Here is an 18,731-nt window from a genome sequence, read left to right as displayed (position 1 = left end):
AAAAAAACCCATGAAGCATTTAACCAAAGAAAGCATCGTACAAATGGATAAGATTTCAAAACTAAACCTTATCAATTCGTGTACAGGATATAAATCTGCCAATTTGATTGCTACCAAATCTATTGATGGAGATACTAATGTGGCTGTATTTAGCAGCATTACACATTTAGGGAGTAGCCCTGCTCTAATTGGATTTATTATGCGTCCTACAACAGTCCCCAGAGACACTTATAAAAACATTATGGAGACTGGTTATTTTACTGTAAATCACATCACGTTAGATATGATTGCCGATGCGCACCATACATCAGCCAACTATGATACTGGTGTTTCAGAATTTGACAAAACCAATTTAGTTGAAGAATACAAAGACAACTTTCCTATCCCTTTTGTAAAAGGGAGTCCAGTACAACTATACTGCAAATTTGTGAATGAATATTACATCAAAGAAAATGACACCATTCATGTAATTGCCTCCATCGAGCATTTATTTTTTGAAGAAGAATTGCAACACAAAGACAGCTGGTTACAACTAGACAAAGCAAACGTAATAACACTAAATGGTTTGGATGGCTATTGTCTTCCAAAATTAGTAGACCGCTTCAAATATGCGAGAAAAGACCAACCCACTGCTTCTTTTTTTGAATAATGGCAAAACTACGACTCATCTTAGGAGACCAACTCAATGAACAACACTCTTGGTATACTACTCCAGAAAGTGACTGTATCTATCTGATGGCCGAAATGCTTCAGGAAACCAATTATGTAAAACATCACATTCAAAAAGTAGTCGCTTTTTTCCTTTCGATGCGTAATTTTTCAGAAAGATTACTATCCAAAGGACACCAAGTAAAATACTACACCATCAACGACCCAGAAAATTTACAAGACTTAGAAAAGATAATCAATCAATGCATTAATCAATTTGGCATTGAAAAATTCGAATACCAATTGCCTGATGAATACCGCTTAGACCAACAACTAAAAACTATTTGTCAAGGTTTAAAAATACCATCAGAAGCATTCGATACGGAACATTTTTATACTTCAAGAGAAGAATTAGCCGCTTTTTTTCAAGGTAAAAAGACACTTTTAATGGAATCGTTTTATCGCCAAATGCGAAAAAAACATACTATTTTAATGCATGGCGACACACCAATTGGCAATCAATGGAATTTTGACCATGATAATCGCAAAAAATATGGTGGTGAGGTCCCTATTCCTAAAAACATTGAATTTCAAAAAGAGGTAACTGAAGTCATTGAAGAAATCAATCGAGCAGGCGTAAGCACTTTTGGCTTCATTGATTCTGAAAAATTTGTGTGGCCGACCTCAAGAACAGAATGTCTCGAAATGCTACAGTATTTTTGCAACCAACTGCTGAGCCATTTTGGCGATTATGAAGATGCGATGCATACCGAAGAAAAGTTTTTATTTCATTCTAGATTATCGTTTGCATTAAATAGCAAAATGCTTTCACCAAAGGAAGTAATTCAAACGGCGGTATCCTATTATCATAAAAACCAAAGCACAATTAGCTTATCTCAAATAGAAGGATTTGTTCGTCAAATTTTAGGTTGGCGTGAATATGTTCGGGGGATTTACTGGAAAGAAATGCCAAACTATTCGTCATTAAATAAACTGAAAAACTTCAATCCTTTACCTAATTTCTTTTGGGATGGTCAAACCAAAATGAACTGTATGCACCACGCCATACAGCAAAGTTTAGAAGATGCCTATGCACACCATATCCAACGATTAATGGTTATTGGCAACTTTAGTCTACTTACTCAAACCCATCCTGACGAAGTGGACGCTTGGTATCTAGGGGTTTACATAGATGCAATCGAATGGGTAGAATTACCCAACACCCGTGGTATGTCGCAATACGCTGATGGCGGAATACTGGCTACAAAACCCTATGTTTCCTCAGGAAATTACATCAACAAAATGAGTAATTATTGTGGAAAATGTCACTACAATGTAAAGCAAAAAACAGAAGACAAAGCTTGTCCATTCAATGCTTTATATTGGAACTTTCTTGATGATAAAAAAGAATTCTTTCAAGGCAACCAAAGAATGGGAATGATGCTCAATTTATTGGCCAAAATAAAACCAGAGGAATTGTACCAAATAAAGAAAAAAGCAAAAGACATCATCAGCAATATCAATGATTATTAGACCTGTATGATATTTATCAGTTTTTTAACCAATGCAATTGACAATATTTGCAGGGAATAAAATGCTATAAATACATGACCAACAAAAAATCACCACATACTTTTCACATCCCTGTGATGGGATTGGCTTATACTATAGACAGTCCTATTCGTGTCGCTCATTATGGAATTTCTTCGGTAATTTCAATTGCGGATGATGAATTAATCGAAAAAATGAATGCTTTTTACAGCGAAAAATTTGAGATTCCTTACAAAGAAATCACTCAGAAAATCCACGACTATAGAGCCGAACGAATTACATCCTATCTTAATCTAGTAGATCGTATTGTAAAGAAAAAATTCGAAGACTTCAAGACAGAATTGGTTGAGAGCAAACAGGCTTTAGACAATTACATCGCGCAGCTACCCAATACATCTGATTTAAAAAAAGGTTTTTTACAATTGATGGATGAAGGTATCGCTTTTAAAGAAAACCTAAAACATTATATTGAGAATCAGCTAACACCTGGTGCCATTGATGTAAATATCATGACCAAACTAGACAAGGACAATTCTGTAGGCAAAGAGCAATTACCAGTAGAATTCAATGATGCTCATGCAGCTCTAAGAGGGTTTGCAAACAGCAATTTAGCTTCTTCTGTTGTTTTAAGTGCCGGAATGAATCCAAGATTGTACAGCTATTTCGAGAACTTTTCTTGTTTCTTTCCTGATTTGAATAATACCCTAAAGAAGAAGATAACGCTAAAAGTTAGCGATTTCCGTTCCGCGATGATACAAGGTAATTTTCTAGCTAAAAAAGGCCTTTGGGTTTCAGAATATCGTATTGAATCTGGATTAAATTGTGGAGGTCATGCTTTTGCCACCGATGGTTTTTTACTAGGACCCATTTTGGAAGAATTCAAACAAAAGAAAGAGCAACTCATCCAATCAGCACACGATTTAATGGTTAAAGCATTGGGACAAAAAGAACTTCCCGTTCCAGAATCACCTTTAGAATTAAAAATTACGGTTCAAGGTGGTGTAGGAACAGCTTCAGAACATAACTTTTTATTAGAACATTATCAGGTAGACTCTGTAGGATGGGGTTCCCCATTTTTATTGGTTCCCGAAGCTACTTCTGTAGACAACAATACCCGAAAATTATTGGCGGAAGCCAAAGAAAATGATTTTTACTTGAGCCACATTTCACCTTTAGGCGTTCCTTTTAACACCTTGAGAGGAACTAGTAATGAAATTGTAAGAGAAAAACGCATACAAGCCAATAAAGCAGGTAGTTCGTGTCCAAAGAAATTCTTGGCTTTGCATAAAGATGCAGAGGGCAATGGTATTTGTACCGCTTCGAAAAAATTTCAAGACGAACAACTGGCTACTCTTGAAGAGAAAAAGCAAACACTCAGTCTAGAACAATATGAAAGTTGCAAAAACAGCATTACCGAAAAATCTTGTCTGTGTGTTGGATTAGCCAATGCTTCTTACTTGGAGAACAATATTCCAATAAAAGGGCAAGACCAAGGAATTGTAGCATGTCCTGGACCGAATTTAGCTTATTTTGACCAAGAGGTTTCTTTGAAAAAAATGATTCAACACATTTATGGAAATGATACAGTGCTTCGAGTGACTAATCGTCCAAACGTGTTCATCAAAGAACTAAAGATGTACTTGGATTATTTCAAAAATGAATGCAAAACTGTTGCTTCAGAATCAACTGCGGCACAAGTAAAAAAACTGCAATCATTCAAAAAAAATATGTTAGAAGGAATTAGTTATTATCAAAATCTGCTACCAAAAACAAGCTATTTTGAATCGATTACTAAAGAACTAGAAATGCAATTACACGCTTTTCAACAAGAATTAAATTTTATAGAAGTAAAATAAAGAATAGTAGAATTAGCAGCGTTTGAGACAAATGAATGCTACTCAAAGCACCATTTAGTATGTACCTGTACTAGATTTTATGAGTATAGAAGCACCTGAATTAGTTATAAGCTTCTCCCTATATTTTGTCGTTCCTGTTCATTTTATTACATAAAAAAAGTCGGCTAGATTATTCTAACCGACTTTTGGATTTTATAGGTATGTCATTACTTTTTCTCTAAAATACCACGCTTGAGGATTTGTCCAAAATGGTACATATCTTCATAAGAAGTATACAAAGGAACAGGTGCTAAACGAATAACGTTGGGTTCTCTCCAATCTGTGATTACACCATTTTTCATCAAATAATCGAACAAACTGCGTCCTTCACCGTGTAAAAAAACAGACAATTGCGAAGCTCGTTCCTCAGGATTACTTGGAGTGATAATCTCAAAAGTACTGTCTACTTCTTTATCTATTTCGTGCAAAATAAATTCTAAATAAGAAGTAATATGGTCACGTTTTTTAATCAATGCCTCCATCCCAACTTCGTCAAATAAATGAACCGAAGCCAAATAAGGCGCTAAGGATAAAATAGGTAAATTACTAATTTGCCAACCGTCTGCTCCGTGAACAGGGTCAAATTGAGGTTCCATTTTGAAACGTCTTTCTTTGTTATGTCCCCACCAGCCTGCGAATCTAGCCAAGGTACTGTCGTTGTGATGTTTTTGATGTACAAAACAACCCGAAGCATTTCCCGGACCTGAGTTCATATACTTGTAACTGCACCAAGCGGCAAAATCAACATTCCAATCGTGTAGTTCTAGTTTGATATTTCCTGCTGCGTGTGCTAGGTCCCATCCTACTTTTGCTCCTACTTTATGACCTGCAGCAGTGATGGTTTTAATATCAAAAACTTGGCCGGTATAATAATTCACTCCTCCGATTAAAACCAACGCCAACTCATCGCCTACTTCGTTTATTTTACTAATAATATCTTCGATACGAATGTTATGCTCTCCTTCTCTACGTTTGATTTCAACTATGGCATCGTTTGCGTTAATGCCGCTGTTTTGAGCGTGAAATTGCACCTGACTCTGAAACATATATTGGTCTGAAGGAAAGGCTTTTTCTTCACAAATGATTTTATACCTTTTAGCCGTAGGCTTATAAAAAGAAACCATCAACAAGTGAAGATTGACCGTTAGGGTATTCATCACCGTTACTTCGCTAGGTAAGGCTCCTACAATTTTACTTAATGGTGCTGCAAAGCGTTCGTGGTAATCCCACCAAGGTTTGTCGGCATAGAAATGACCTTCAACAGCAAGATTGGCCCAATCGTTCATTACTTCATCAACATAGGTTTTGGTTCTTTTGGGTTGCAAACCAAGAGAGTTTCCAGTAAAATAAATTACTTTTTGGTTATTGACTTGCGGAAAAATAAATTCGTTTTGATAGCTTCTCAACGAATCTTGTGCATCTAATTGCTGTGCAAATTCGAGCGTATTTTTGAAATTCATAAAAGTTGTTTTGAAGGGTAAATGTAGTAAAAAAAGGTTAGCTACAAATTGCAAAAATGTCTTTTGAAAAGGAGTTGCGTTAGGGATGGTAATGGAAATAAAGAGCGCTGGCACTGTAGTATTGCCCTAACGAGGAAGCGACCAACGGAAGCTCCCGCAGTAGGAGCAATAGTTAGTGCCAGCGCTCTTTATTGAAATGTACAGCCCGTAATACGCCCAAAAAAAAATCTCGCCATTGCTGACGAGATTAATTGAATATGTTTTTATGTGATTTAAAGAATCAACATAGCGTCTCCATAAGAGTAGAATTTGTATCCTTCTTTGATGGCTTCATCGTAAGCTTTGCGCATTAAATCGTGACCACAAAAAGCAGAAATCATCATTAACAACGTTGATTTTGGCGTATGAAAATTGGTAATCATACAGGTAGCAATACTGAAATCGTGCGGTGGAAAGATGAATTTATTGGTCCAACCATCGTAAGGATTTAAAGTGTTTTGAGAAGAAACTGAACTTTCGATTGCACGCATTGAAGTAGTTCCAACAGCACAAATTCTTTTCTTGTTGGCTTTTGCTTCGTTCACAATATCACAAGCTTCTTGAGTAATTTTTAACTCTTCAGAATCCATTTTGTGTTTGGATAAATCTTCTACCTCAACAGGATTGAAAGTTCCTAAACCTACGTGTAAAGTCACTTCGGCAAATTTTGCGCCTTTGATTTCCAAACGTTTTAAAAGATGTTTTGAGAAGTGCAAACCTGCTGTTGGTGCAGCTACAGCTCCTTCTTCTTTAGCATAAATAGTTTGGTAACGGTCTGCATCTTCTGGAGTTACCTCTCTGTTGATGTATTTTGGGATTGGTGTTTCTCCCAATTCTGTCAATTTATTTCTGAATTCTTCGTAAGAACCGTCATATAAAAAACGAAGGGTTCTACCACGAGAAGTTGTATTGTCAATCACCTCAGCTACTAAAGAGTCGTCGTCACCAAAATACAATTTGTTTCCGATACGGATTTTACGAGCTGGGTCTACCAATACATCCCATAATCTTTGTTCAGCATTCAATTCTCTCAACAAGAAAACTTCGATTCTAGCTCCCGTTTTTTCTTTATTTCCGTACAAACGAGCAGGGAAAACTTTGGTATTGTTTAAGATTAAAACATCGCCATCATCAAAATAATCAATTACGTCTTTGAACATTCTGTGCTCGATGGTTTGTTTTTTTCTATCGATTACCATTAAACGAGATTCGTCTCTATTTTCTGCAGGAAATTCGGCTAAAAGTTCTTTGGGTAAATTGAAGTTAAAGTGGGATAATTTCATATTTGAGTATTAAGATATTAGAAGTAAGTATTAAGACTTGCTGACTTAATAAAAATCTGGCTGCAAATATACGATTACGAGATAGGCGTTGTCAAGTGTTTTGGTGTTTATTTTAATTTTCGTAACAAACACGCCTCTTTACAACGCTTTACTTTGTAAATTAAATAAAAAGAAAAGCGTTGTAGATTAGAGTATTAAATTAGACCTCAGCAGATTGAAATCCAAGAGTTGTTAAATCTGTCCAGAAATCTGGATACGATTTAGAAACCACCTCAGCATTGTTTATGATAATAGGAACGCGCAAGGCTAAAGGAGCGAAAGCCATAGCCATACGATGGTCGTTATAGGTATCTATGGCGATATTAGGCAAAATGGATTTAGAAGGTTCTAAAGTCAAACTATCATTAGTAACAGTAATGGCTGCGCCTAATTTTGTTAGTTCAATTCGTAGCGCTTCCAAACGGTCGGTTTCTTTGATTTTTAGGGTATGTAGTCCAGTTAAATGACAACCTATACCAAGTCCCAAACAAGTAACTACAATGGTTTGCGCAATATCTGGTGTATTATTCAAATCAAAAGTAACCGATTGATAATCGAAATTAGGTTGTTTCACTAAGGTCAGTTGGTTTGCTTCAAAACGAGCTTCGACTCCCATTTTGGCGTAGATTTCAACTAAAGCCGAATCGCCTTGCAAACTTGATTCTTTATAGCTATTCAATACGATAGTAGCTTCGTTCGACAAAGCTGCCAAACTGAAAAAGTAAGACGCAGAACTCCAATCGGATTCGACTGTTAGCGTTTGTTGTTTTGAGTTTGTTGTTAATGGTTTAACTGTGATGACATTTTCTTCGAATTTAGTTTCGACACCAATTTCATTCAGCAAAGCCAAGGTCATTTTGATATAAGGAACAGAAGTAATTTCGCCAACCAATGTCAATTCGATTCCGTTTTCTAGTTTTGGAGCTACTAGTAAAAGTGCCGAAATGTATTGGCTACTCACATTGGCAGGAATACTAACTTTGGATTGGGTTATTTTTTGCCCTTTGATTCGGATAGGTGGGAATCCTACTTCTTTCTCGTAAGCTATCTGAGCACCTAATTGCTGCAATGCTTCAACCAATACTTTTATAGGGCGCTCCGTCATACGCTGAGAGCCTGTCAAAATCACTTCTTTTCCTTCGCTTACTGCAAAAAAAGCCGTTAAGAAACGCATTGCAGTTCCTGCGTGATGAATATCTATAAGTTGGGAATCAGCACCCGAAAACTGAGTATTCTGCAAGGCTTTGGTCATCACTTCTGAATCATCAGAATTCGAAGTATTCGTCAAAACAAGATTGGGATATAATGCCTGCAACAATAACAATCTATTGGTTTCGCTTTTGGAACCTGTGATTGAAATAGTAGCATTGAGAGTTGAAATTGCAGAATGTATTTGTAAATTCATAGCTTTAAATATGAGTTGTGAGTTGTGAATTGATAGGCAACTCCACTATTTTTTTGGGCTGCAATTTACAATTCACAACTCACAATTCACAATTTAGCCTTGACTAATTATTTTAGTTTTTCGTTGTTTTTGTGACGATTTTTATCTCGAACAGATTTCAAATCCATTTTTTTATCAAAAGCGGCTTGCAAATCAATTCCTGTTTGATTGGCCAAACACAATACAACAAAAACAACATCGGCCAATTCTTCGCCTAAGTCTTTGTTTTTATCGCTTTCTTTCTCGGACTGTTCTCCATAACGGCGAGCAATGATTCGGGCTACCTCGCCTACTTCTTCAGTTAGCTGAGCCAAATTCGTCAATTCGTTAAAATAACGAACACCATGTTCTTTAATCCAGTTATCTACGTCTAGTTGCGCATTTTTCAAGTTCATAATAGCTTATTTTGCCTCAAAGGTAACTAAAGTCTATAAAGTTTGGAAGGATTGATAGTCGAAACAAAGACGACTAAGCCTTTTTCAAGACTATTTTTTCGTTCTGCTTTTCGATGATTCTTTGATAGTATTCTTTTAGCAAATCATAATTTTGAGCCTTAATAACTGATTCTCTTATTTGATGAACAACTGAAATCTGAATTTCATTATCAATAACTTTTGTTAAGAACTTAAATTTTGCAATATCCTCAATGATTGAAATCTCAATGGGATTTGGTACACTCTCAATACTATATCCTTCTGGAATTCTAACATTAATCTGATACTTATTTTCAAATGGAAAATCATACTCTATCGGATACTCTCTCGTTTCTTGTTTAAAAGGATTTTCTTTTAAAGCAAAAAACAACATAGGACTAAAGTAGATTTTATTATGAATTACTTCACATAAACTATTTCCAGAAAAGGAAAAATATTCTACTATTGGCTTTTGTAATTCATTTACATTTTCTCTATGATAATCCTTAATTTCTATCTTTCCACTTTCAATTTCTAATTTTTCTATATACGATTCTAAGTTTTCATTAGCCACGTAGTCCCGATATAACATTGCGTTGTGGTTATTTTGCTGTTGCTTTAATTTACCTTTTACCACTCCATCAGGAGCTATCTCGAAATTCATTGAAGTAAATTTATAAGAACTTTCACTTTTTACTAAATTAATCTTTTGCGAGTTCCCTTTGTTTACAATTAAATACCCATACCAATTTATTACCCGAAGAGGCAAAATATTGGGCATACTATTATATTCAGAAGCATCTAATAAAAAAATTTTGTCAGGAGTTTTTACTGAAGAAATAACATAATCAAAAGCTGAAGTTACAGGAAAAGCTGCAATTCCGTTTTCACGAGTACTACTAAGAACTAGGTTTGCATCTAAGCCTGCATATATTAGCATACTCGTAAGCAGTATATTAATATCTCCTATATTACCAGATTTAATTTTAAAAGCTTTTTTAATGCCATTTTCTGCTTCATAACCTAGGTCACCATTCCACTTTATATTATTTTTTACATATGATAAAATAGCTATTATTTTTTCCTCTGGGGTGGATAGGGAAACAATTAAAGGTTTAATATCTTGTTCAAAAAAAGTGTTTTGGCTTAACTCTTTAGCAAACTCCAAATCATAAATTGACTGAAGTACTTTATTCCATTGTTCAGCCTCTTCTTTTTCATCCCTAATCTTAAAATCACCAGAGGCCATTTGCTGGATGAGACTAGAACAATAATCATTTACATTATTTACATAAATTTCATTCCTTAAAGCAGGTAAATTTTCAAGTATATAAGTTGTGTGTTTTTCTTTATACTCCTCAATTCTAAGAAGACTAGATATCTCTAAAGTAGCCTTCTTCTCTTTCAATTTGAAATCAATCTTCGGTGAAAAAAAACCTTTGGTTATCGTATTGTATATATAAAATTCTGGAATTATTGTTTTGTATTCTGAATAATTAACTGGTATTTCCGTTTGAAAATTCCAATCACGTGGACGTTTGTAAAAAGGAGTTTTTATAGAGTATTCGTATTCGATTACTGAACCCTCTTTTACATTGGGAAAAACTATGTTCTTTTGATTCCAAAACTTATTAATTCTATTATCAAAAGTGGCTTTATCATCCATTTTGGACTCTACAACTACTCCATTAACTAGGTTATAAGTTGAAGCTTTTATAAAAGATATTTCCTCCTTGACTTTTTCAGTAGCATATAGTTTAATTTTTTCAACACCCCATTGATATCCCTCTTTCTTATAAACTTTCAGTTTCATTTTAACTATGGTGTTTAACATAAAACCGTGTTTTTGAGAAAGCATTAACTCCATTCTCCCTTTTTTAAACAAAACTGCGGCAACCGCAGAAGTATCTTTAGGATGCCTTTTTTCTTGAAGCTCTTCAACCGTAACTTTTCCTAATTGAAAGTCTTGAGCTTTACCAATAATTGTAAAACTCAAGACAAATAACAATGTGACTATTTTTCTTATCATTAAGCTTTTCTCAAGACTATTTTTTCGTTCTGCTTTTCGATGATTTTTTGATAATAATCCTTTAGCATAGGATATAATGAAGCATCTACTAAGACTTTACTTATTTCATTGGTTATAATAATTTGAATATTTTGATTGACAACTTGTGCATTACAAGTAAACGACCCAATACCGTCTTGCGCCATAATTCTTAGAGGTGATGGTAAAGATTCTACAACGTACCCTTCTGGAATTTCTAAATTAATCACATACTTATCTTGTTTAGGAAACCCAAAATATATCGGCATTTTTCTTTCTTCTGCTATAAATGGATTCTTCTGTGTCGTAAAAAACAGCAATGGGGAAATAAAAAATTTTCCTCCAATCCTATCAAAAGCGTTTTCTATTTTAAAAGAATACGACTCTACAAGAGGCTTAGACAACTCTGTTTTTGCATTTTCTATAGTATAGTCAATTATCTGTAATCCATTAAATTGATTTTCTAGTCTTTCTATATGCCCTTCATGATTTAGATTTGCATTTTTTTCTCTAAAACTCAGTGCCTCAAAATCGGTCTTTTGGTTTCTCAAAGCCCCTTCTAGAACACCTTTAGCATCTAACTTCATATTTATTCCATACATATTCTTTGAAGTAGCTACATCTGTCATACTCACCTCGCTTGAAGTACCGTCAGATAAGACTTTTCTACCCGACCAATTGATTAATGAAAGTGGGTAAATATTAGGTATTGTAAATTTATTTGAGGCATCTAACAAATACGTTTTCCCATCAACGAATGCCGAAACAATTACATAGTTAAAGCCCGTTCTACCAGGAAAAACAGGAACACCATTATCCAAAGTACTAACCAAAACAGGATTCGCTTGAATTCCTGCGCTATTCAGCATATTAATCAGGATAAAATTTATCTCTGCAATGTTTCCTGTTTGACTTTCATAGGCTTTTCTAACACCTTTATCAGCATAAACTCCATATTTGTTATCCCAATTCATTCGCCCTTGAACATGCTTAAAAACAGCATCCATTTTTTCAATTCCGGTAGATTTTCCATTCAAACATTGTTGAAGATAAGGCGTAAAATAATCAGTAAGTTTTAGCTCTTCACCAAACTCTTTTTCTTTGTAAATAGTTTTAGCGACTCCCTCCCAAGTTACAGAATAATCCTTGTCTGGTTTATCAGTATAGCGAATTCTTTCCAACTCCTGTTGAATTGCAACTTTGTAATTATCGTGATTATCAACAAACTTTTCTGGATAAAAGGCAGGAATATCTTGAGCAGAAAATGTTGTGTTTATTTGCTTGTACCTCAAAGTAGCACTCTGTCCGAGTTCATCTTCATAATTGTTAGACCCAGAAGACACATCATAGACAGTTTTGACCTCTTGTTTTCCTTTTAGAATACTTTTGTAAATATAGACCTCGGGTATTTGTGTTTTATAAACAAAACTATTCACAGGAATATCATACTGGAGTTCAAGATCGGGGAACTTAAAAATATTCTCAGACTTATGAATGTATTTGAACTCAATCACAGTACCTTCTTTTACATCAGGAAAAGTAATTGTAGCCTTTTTCCAATTTTTATTGATTTGCTCTTTGAAACTGCCTTCATTATTCAATTTGGTTTTTACAACTTTATTTTGTTCCAAATTATAACTATAAGCCTCCGAAAATTTCACAATGTCTGGTATATATTCTTTATACCCTACATAATAGGGAACTTCGAAGGTAGCCCATTTCAACCCTTCTTTTTTATAAATTTTAATGCGATATTGAATTTCATGATTTGCTATAAATCCCTCTTTTACTGTGTAAGTAAAAAAAGTTCTTGCTTTTTTAAACAAAACTGCCGCCACCGCTGACGTATCTTTGGGATGCTGTTTTTCTTGAAGCTCTTCAACCGTAACTTTTCCTAATTGAAAGTCTTGAGCTTTACCAATAATTGTAAAACTCATGACAAATAATAATGTGACTATTTTTCTTATCATTAAGCTTTTTTCAAGACGATTTTTTCGTTTTCCTTTTCAATCATTTTTTGATAGTACTCTTTTAGCATTTCATAATAATCAGAGGCTACGATTGGCACTTTTATTTGATGCTGTACCGAAAGTTGAATCATATTACCTGACACATTAATTAAAAACTTGAAACCCCCTAAATCATCTTGCATCACCATATTTACCGGCGCAGGAACACTTTCTACGACATATCCCTCAGGAATCTGAATATTTATTGCATATCTGTCTGTAAAAGGATAACTATAATCTATTGGATACTCTCTGGTTTCTTGCTTAAATGGATTTTCTTTATAAGTGTAAAACAACAAAGGATTGATATAAATTTTATCCTGAATGACATCACATAAATTAGACCCTGTAAAAGAAAAAACTTCACCTAAAGGAGCATTTAATTCTTTTTCATTATGCCTTTTGTAATCTTCAATTTCTATTTTTCCATTTTCGTTTTCTAATTTCTCTAGATAAGCGTCTTGATTTTCACCGTTTACGCGGTTTCTAAATAACATTGCATTGTAATGCGTTAACTGTCGTTGCATTTTGCCACTAACTTTTCCAGTGGGTTCTATAGCATAACTCATTGTTACAACAACATTGGACAATGTTTTTGGCATCAAATCTACTTCTGAAGAAGACCCATCTTTTCTAATTAAGCGTCCAAACCAATTTAAATCACGAGTTGGAAGAACGTTTGGCATAGCATTAGCCTCAGTAGCATCTAACAAAACCAATCCATTAGAACTCTCTATGGCTGCAATAACATAATCAAAAGCTGTTCTACTTGGAAACAACGCAATTCCGTTATCTCTTGTACTCACCAAGACTGGGTTCGCTTCTAATCCCGCAAAACGCAACATAGCTGTCAACATCAAATTAATGTCCCCAACATTACCTGTTTTGTTTTTGAATGCAGTTCTTACACCTTGCTCACAATAGAATCCATAAAGACCATTCCATTTTACACTATTTTTTACATAAGTAAAAATTGCTGCAATCTTTTCTTCTGGCGAGTTTAATGGCGCAATTAAGGCTTTTATTTCGTCTTCAAAATAACCAGTTTTGTTCAACTCAGGACCAAAATCTTCGTAATTATAAATCGTTTTAACTACCGAATTCCAGTCGGTTGCAAAAGATTTTATAGGTTCTCCCGGAAATTGAATGGTTGCTAATTCATAGACCAAACTAGAGGTATAATTATCAATATTATTTACAAAACTCTCGTTTTTCATTGCTGGAAGATTCTTTGTAACATATGTAGATACTGTTTCCATATACGTATAAGTATCATTAGAATAAGACGTTGTAGTTGGACTAAGTCCTGCGGCTTTATATCGTTCTTTTGAAGTAATATTTATAGATTTACTATTCTTCACTACATTTATTTCAGGTGAGATAAAACCTTTTACCGAGGTATTGTAAGTATAGTATTCCGGAATAAAGGTCTTATATTCGCAATAGTTTACTGGAATTGAGGTTTGAAAATCCCAGTCTCTAGGATGCACTTTATTTGGTGTTCTTATTGCGTATTCATATTCAATCACTGAGCCTTCCTTTACATTAGGCATTGTGATTTTCTTTCTATTCCAATACTTATTAATTTTTTCAACAAAAATACCATCGCTTTTTAATTTCGTTTTCTCAATTTTTCCATTGACCAAGTTATAAGTCACCGCATCGGAAAAATCTAGTGACTCTTTAGGCGATGAATCTATCGAATAATTTATCGCTTTATTAGCCCAATCGTATCCTTCTTTTTTATAAATCTTAATCCTAACCTTTACTACAGTTTGCAACATAAAACCATTCTCTTGCGAATACTCAAATGAAGTTTTCCCCTTTTTAAACAATATCGCCGCTACTGCCGAGGTATCTTTTGGATGATGTTTTTCTTCAAGTTCAGCAATTGAAACTTTTCCTAATTCAAAGTTTTGTGCTAAACAAGTAAGATTGAGTAACAAAACAAATGAATAGATAATAATTTTGGTAATTTTCATAAAAATTAAAGGGTTTTGGTTAGGACAATTTTGGTGTTATCATTTTGACTGACTTTTTCCATAAAAAGGCGGTAGTCATCATATTCTTTGTTGGTATACTTTCCAGTATTGACCAACAAAACTCTTTTATAGATCAAAGTATGATCCTCTTTTTTGACTAATAAAATGGTGTAAGTTCCAAATTTGGTTTTGCTCTCAAAGGCTGGTGGAATAAATTCTATAGCAAAATCTAAAGGTAAATGGATGGTAATTTCATCCTCATCATAAAACCCACGCGCAATTTCAAAAGGTGTTTTACGGTTTCTAATTCGTTTTACACCACTTGAAATGCGATTAAAAGCATTTACAGTTACCATCATTTTATCGGCAGTAAATGTGCCATATTTCGTAGCGGACAACTTTGCATTCTCTACAAAGCGAATCTCTTTTTTGTTGTTTTCGAAAGTGATTTTATCAATTTTTAAATTGTTGATGTCATCCCAAAATTCTTTATAATGCTTTTCTTTTTGATCTGGCTGCAGGCGCTCTACTTGTTCTTTATCGCCATACTGTGTTCCTTGAGAGACGATTTGAATTTGGCCCAAAAAGTCTCCATTAGAGGCTATAGTATAAGAACCTTTACTTAATTGCGAATTCTCATTGGCTGAATAAATTTTGGTGTGAACAATTTGTCCCCCTTCAGGTTTGATAATCAAAACATCTCGGTCATCTGTAAAATCGGCTTGGTATCCAAAGGGTGTGGTTTGACTTGTACATTCTAACCAAGTATATTGATTGCCAACAGGAATCGTCAGAATAATGTGATTGCCTTGCATCGAAACAAAATCAGCATCAATATTAATTCGTTTTCTATCGCCATACAAAATAGTGTAATAAGAAGGCACATCAACTGCTTTTAATAAAGCCTGAGTATAATTGGTTAAGGCTTTACAATCGCCATAACCTAATCGATCTACATCCGAAGCAAGCATAGGTTTCCAACCTCCAATTCCGACTTGAATACTGATATAACGTACTTTTTGCTGTACAAATTCATATACAATTTTGGCCTTTTTTACAGGGTCTTGTTCTGTCCCAACTAACTCTTTTATTTTGGAAACAGTTGTTGGTGGCAAATCAATTGTTCCTGACAAAATTTTGCTAGAATACCACTTACCAAAATCTTCCCAAGTTTTGGCATTTCCATCAACTCCTTCGAGGTGGAAAGATTCTAACCCCATAATGACTCTTGGCAAAATATCGTAAAAATAAGGACTATAATCCTCTGGTTTCATTGCTACTAAATTGGTAGCAGTATAACTTAGCTGAGTGGCTGTGTCGAGTGTTTTTTGGATATTCTTGTTCGAAAAATTGTTTTCTTTTTTCTTAAAGCCTAAGTTATTTGGAAAGGTTACATTCAAAACACTTTTTTCAACACTCAACAAATAATCAGGTAAAGGAAACCATTGTGGAATAAAAGCAGTAGTAGAAGTTTCTGTTTCGCATTCAAAAACCATTGTAAACGGATAATTGATAGGTGTATACTCTAAATACAACACTCTGTTGTCCGAAAAAATTGTACCACCATCAACTGCACTATGATCTTTGAAATCTTTTCTTTTGAACTTTTTTAGTTCATTTCCTGTAGCATCTACTATCCTTGCTTGTATGCTAGAAATACTCGTCGATTTATCATAATGAGCATAGGCATCCAAAGCGCTCATTCCCGCTTCATTCAGCACAGTTACTACTCGCTTGGTTTTAATCACCATTTTTCTTTGAGAAAGAATATCAATAGTAAGTTCGCTTAATCGAAGTACTGCATTCGCATTCGTTTTTAAACTATCAGGAATGGACGATACCTCATATTTAGCTTCTTGGGCTCGAACACAAAATGAGAAAATGAACAAAAAAACAAACGAAAATAACTTACGATTCATAAAATCAGAAGGGGTTAACAAATTAATTTAAAAATAAAAAGCCTCAACTATTTACAGCTGAAGCAATTGAATTTGTTTTTCTGACTTTAATTTGTGGTACTCAAATATATAGTAATTCTTGTAATAAAAAAATAAATTATTCTCTATTTTTTGAGTCTATTTGAATGGTTACTGGTCCATCATTTAACAATAAAACCTTCATATCCGCACCAAAAATACCGGTGGGTACTTTTTTTCCTAATTTACTCTCTAAGGCTTTTACAAAACGCTCATACATAGGAATGGCGATATCAGGTTTTGCGGCTTTGATATACGAAGGGCGATTCCCTTTTTTGGTAGCTGCGTGAAGCGTAAACTGACTGACCACAAGCACATCTCCTCCAACATCTTGAATAGAAAGATTCATTACCTCATTTTCATCACCAAAAATACGAAGCTGCGTAATTTTGGTCACTAACCAATCCATATCTTCTTGATTATCGGCTTCTTCAATTCCAACAAAAACCAACAGCCCTTTTTGGATTTCGGCTACTATTTTGCTCTCAACTGTTACTGAGGCATTCGTTACTCTTTGGATTATGACTCTCATTACTCCCTCGTTTTATCACTTGCTTTTCTATCTTCATCATACGTATCCACACGGTAATGTTCGTCGTCGCCTTCAAGGATTTTAAGGTAACTATTGTAACGCGACCAAGCGATTTCATCTTTTTCTAAAGCTGACTTTATAGCACAATGCGGTTCTTCTTTATGCAAACAATTGTTGAACTTGCATTGTTCTTTCAATCTAAAAAATTCAGGAAAATAATCGCTAATTTCTTGAGGCTCCATATCTACAATTCCAAATCCTTTGATACCTGGTGTATCAATAATACTAGCATCAAAAGACAAATCATACATCTCTGCAAAAGTAGTGGTATGCTGACCTTGCTTGCTTTGCTCGGAGATATTCTTGGTTTTCAAATCCAAGGTGGGTTCCAAAGCATTAACCAAAGTCGATTTCCCAACACCCGAATGTCCCGAGAACATACTTGTTTTACCTATCATTAATTCCTTCAACGCTTCGACACCTTTACCTTCAGCAGCCGAAACGCGCAAACATTGATACCCTATTTCCTGATAAACGTGTTGCATATACAATTGATCATCTAAGGTAACATCGTCTAAAGTATCTATTTTGTTAAAAACCAAAATAGTCTCAATACCATAGGCTTCGGCAGTAACCAAAAATCTATCGATAAAACTAAACGTAGTTGGAGGATTGTTGATGGTAATCAACAGAAAAACACGGTCAATATTGGCCGCAATAATGTGCATTTGATGCGACAAATTCACTGATTTTCGAACAATGTAATTCTTACGGTCGTGAATATGATGAATCGTACCCGTAACGGTATCCGAAGTCTCTTCCAATTCATAATCTACTACATCGCCTACTGCAATGGGATTGGTACTTTTAATTCCTTTCATTCGGAACTTCCCCTTCATCCTGCATTCAATAAAATCGCCTTGATTGGATTTCACGGTGTACCAACTTCCTGTAGATTTATAAACGGTTCCTGTCATTTTCAGATTTTAGATTTAAATGTTTGCAAAGATAAATGATTTATGATTGAAGAGTAACGATTTTATATTTATGATTTTAGAACCCTAAAAAAAAATAAAAAAATCCCAAAACTAGACTGCCCCCAAAAAGTTAGACACTATTTGGGGGTATTTTTATGGAAAGAAAAGTCAGATATGATGCTGCATTTAAACTTGAATGCGTAAAATTAGTATTAGAAAAACATTATTCGTGTAATTATNTTTTTCTTGGCAGCAAACCAATACTGCCATATTGCTTATAAAATCGAACCCATTTACGAATGTTAGACTCATTTAGACCTTTTTGTTTAGAAACATAATTGCACGAATAATGTTTTTCTAATACTAATTTTACGCATTCAAGTTTAAATGAAGCATCATATCTGACTTTTCTTTCCATAAAAATACCCCCAAATAG

General features: G+C 34.5%; 14 protein-coding genes. 3 read left to right on the top strand and 11 right to left on the bottom strand.

Features of this window, described 5'->3' with window-relative positions; all coding sequences use genetic code 11:
- Positions 1–10 precede the first annotated feature (10 nt).
- The 3 genes from FLAVO9AF_RS13605 to FLAVO9AF_RS13595 all read left to right on the top strand — a co-directional run bounded on the left by FLAVO9AF_RS13605 (position 11) and on the right by FLAVO9AF_RS13595 (position 4,055).
- Positions 11–649, top strand: a complete 639-nt coding sequence (locus FLAVO9AF_RS13605) for a flavin reductase family protein (RefSeq protein ID WP_159689930.1) — start codon at positions 11–13, stop codon at positions 647–649.
- Positions 649–2,181, top strand: a complete 1,533-nt coding sequence (locus tag FLAVO9AF_RS13600; protein WP_201296298.1) for a cryptochrome/photolyase family protein — start codon at positions 649–651, stop codon at positions 2,179–2,181. Before FLAVO9AF_RS13605 ends, FLAVO9AF_RS13600 begins: the two co-directional genes overlap by 1 nt.
- A gap of 74 nt (positions 2,182–2,255) precedes the next feature.
- Positions 2,256–4,055, top strand: coding sequence for a hypothetical protein (locus FLAVO9AF_RS13595; RefSeq protein WP_159689927.1), 1,800 nt, complete (start codon positions 2,256–2,258; stop codon positions 4,053–4,055).
- A 206-nt stretch (positions 4,056–4,261) separates the two neighbouring features.
- On the opposite strand, the gene kynU is transcribed toward FLAVO9AF_RS13595, so the two are convergent.
- The 11 genes from kynU to FLAVO9AF_RS15805 form a co-directional block, all read right to left on the bottom strand.
- The gene (gene kynU / locus FLAVO9AF_RS13590; RefSeq protein WP_159689925.1) at positions 4,262–5,554 is read right to left on the bottom strand and encodes a kynureninase; all 1,293 of its coding nucleotides are present in this window, start codon (positions 5,552–5,554) and stop codon (positions 4,262–4,264) included.
- A 272-nt stretch (positions 5,555–5,826) separates the two neighbouring features.
- Positions 5,827–6,876 carry a tRNA preQ1(34) S-adenosylmethionine ribosyltransferase-isomerase QueA gene (gene queA / locus FLAVO9AF_RS13585; RefSeq protein WP_159689922.1) on the bottom strand — a complete coding sequence of 350 codons (1,050 nt, stop codon included), beginning with the start codon at positions 6,874–6,876 and terminating at the stop codon, positions 5,827–5,829.
- A gap of 199 nt (positions 6,877–7,075) precedes the next feature.
- Positions 7,076–8,320 carry a 3-phosphoshikimate 1-carboxyvinyltransferase gene (gene aroA, locus FLAVO9AF_RS13580; protein WP_159689919.1) on the bottom strand — a complete coding sequence of 415 codons (1,245 nt, stop codon included), beginning with the start codon at positions 8,318–8,320 and terminating at the stop codon, positions 7,076–7,078.
- 107 nt (positions 8,321–8,427) lie between these two features.
- On the bottom strand, positions 8,428–8,754 hold the full coding sequence (locus tag FLAVO9AF_RS13575) for a nucleotide pyrophosphohydrolase (protein ID WP_159689915.1): 327 nt from the start codon (positions 8,752–8,754) through the stop codon (positions 8,428–8,430).
- A 73-nt stretch (positions 8,755–8,827) separates the two neighbouring features.
- Positions 8,828–10,801: a DUF3857 domain-containing protein gene (locus FLAVO9AF_RS13570; RefSeq protein WP_159689910.1), complete on the bottom strand. Its 1,974-nt coding sequence runs from the start codon at positions 10,799–10,801 to the stop codon at positions 8,828–8,830.
- Positions 10,801–12,756: a DUF3857 domain-containing protein gene (locus FLAVO9AF_RS13565; protein ID WP_236552323.1), complete on the bottom strand. Its 1,956-nt coding sequence runs from the start codon at positions 12,754–12,756 to the stop codon at positions 10,801–10,803. Before FLAVO9AF_RS13565 ends, FLAVO9AF_RS13570 begins: the two co-directional genes overlap by 1 nt.
- Before the next feature lie 32 nt (positions 12,757–12,788).
- Positions 12,789–14,810, bottom strand: coding sequence for a DUF3857 domain-containing protein (locus tag FLAVO9AF_RS13560; protein WP_159689902.1), 2,022 nt, complete (start codon positions 14,808–14,810; stop codon positions 12,789–12,791).
- A 5-nt stretch (positions 14,811–14,815) separates the two neighbouring features.
- Positions 14,816–16,729 carry a DUF3857 domain-containing protein gene (locus tag FLAVO9AF_RS13555; RefSeq protein WP_159689899.1) on the bottom strand — a complete coding sequence of 638 codons (1,914 nt, stop codon included), beginning with the start codon at positions 16,727–16,729 and terminating at the stop codon, positions 14,816–14,818.
- 136 nt (positions 16,730–16,865) lie between these two features.
- A complete protein-coding gene (gene dtd, locus FLAVO9AF_RS13550; RefSeq protein ID WP_159689896.1) occupies positions 16,866–17,318 on the bottom strand; it encodes a D-aminoacyl-tRNA deacylase in 453 nt (150 codons plus the stop codon).
- Positions 17,318–18,295 (bottom strand): ribosome small subunit-dependent GTPase A, encoded by a 978-nt coding sequence (gene rsgA, locus FLAVO9AF_RS13545; RefSeq protein WP_159689893.1) that lies wholly within the window; start codon positions 18,293–18,295, stop codon positions 17,318–17,320. The genes dtd and rsgA overlap by 1 nt, the downstream gene beginning before the upstream one ends.
- Before the next feature lie 240 nt (positions 18,296–18,535).
- Positions 18,536–18,713, bottom strand: a 178-nt coding sequence (locus FLAVO9AF_RS15805) for a transposase (RefSeq protein ID WP_370516470.1), incomplete at its 3' end; no start/stop codon positions are given.
- Positions 18,714–18,731: the final 18 nt, after the last annotated feature.

The organism is Flavobacterium sp. 9R (genome assembly GCF_902506345.1).
Taxonomy (GTDB): Bacteria; Bacteroidota; Bacteroidia; order Flavobacteriales; family Flavobacteriaceae; genus Flavobacterium.
This window is presented reverse-complemented; position numbering and strand designations above follow the sequence as displayed.

Coding starts and splice junctions, on each gene's coding strand:
- FLAVO9AF_RS13605 (WP_159689930.1), top strand. CDS start 11: ATGAAGCATTTAACCAAAGAAAGCATCGTACAAATGGATAAGATTTCA.
- FLAVO9AF_RS13565 (WP_236552323.1), bottom strand. CDS start 12,756: ATGAGTTTTACAATTATTGGTAAAGCTCAAGACTTTCAATTAGGAAAA.
- FLAVO9AF_RS13600 (WP_201296298.1), top strand. CDS start 649: ATGGCAAAACTACGACTCATCTTAGGAGACCAACTCAATGAACAACAC.
- FLAVO9AF_RS13575 (WP_159689915.1), bottom strand. CDS start 8,754: ATGAACTTGAAAAATGCGCAACTAGACGTAGATAACTGGATTAAAGAA.
- aroA (WP_159689919.1), bottom strand. CDS start 8,320: ATGAATTTACAAATACATTCTGCAATTTCAACTCTCAATGCTACTATT.
- FLAVO9AF_RS13560 (WP_159689902.1), bottom strand. CDS start 14,810: ATGAAAATTACCAAAATTATTATCTATTCATTTGTTTTGTTACTCAAT.
- kynU (WP_159689925.1), bottom strand. CDS start 5,554: ATGAATTTCAAAAATACGCTCGAATTTGCACAGCAATTAGATGCACAA.
- dtd (WP_159689896.1), bottom strand. CDS start 17,318: ATGAGAGTCATAATCCAAAGAGTAACGAATGCCTCAGTAACAGTTGAG.
- queA (WP_159689922.1), bottom strand. CDS start 6,876: ATGAAATTATCCCACTTTAACTTCAATTTACCCAAAGAACTTTTAGCC.
- FLAVO9AF_RS13555 (WP_159689899.1), bottom strand. CDS start 16,729: ATGAATCGTAAGTTATTTTCGTTTGTTTTTTTGTTCATTTTCTCATTT.
- rsgA (WP_159689893.1), bottom strand. CDS start 18,295: ATGACAGGAACCGTTTATAAATCTACAGGAAGTTGGTACACCGTGAAA.
- FLAVO9AF_RS13570 (WP_159689910.1), bottom strand. CDS start 10,801: ATGATAAGAAAAATAGTCACATTGTTATTTGTCTTGAGTTTTACAATT.
- FLAVO9AF_RS13595 (WP_159689927.1), top strand. CDS start 2,256: ATGACCAACAAAAAATCACCACATACTTTTCACATCCCTGTGATGGGA.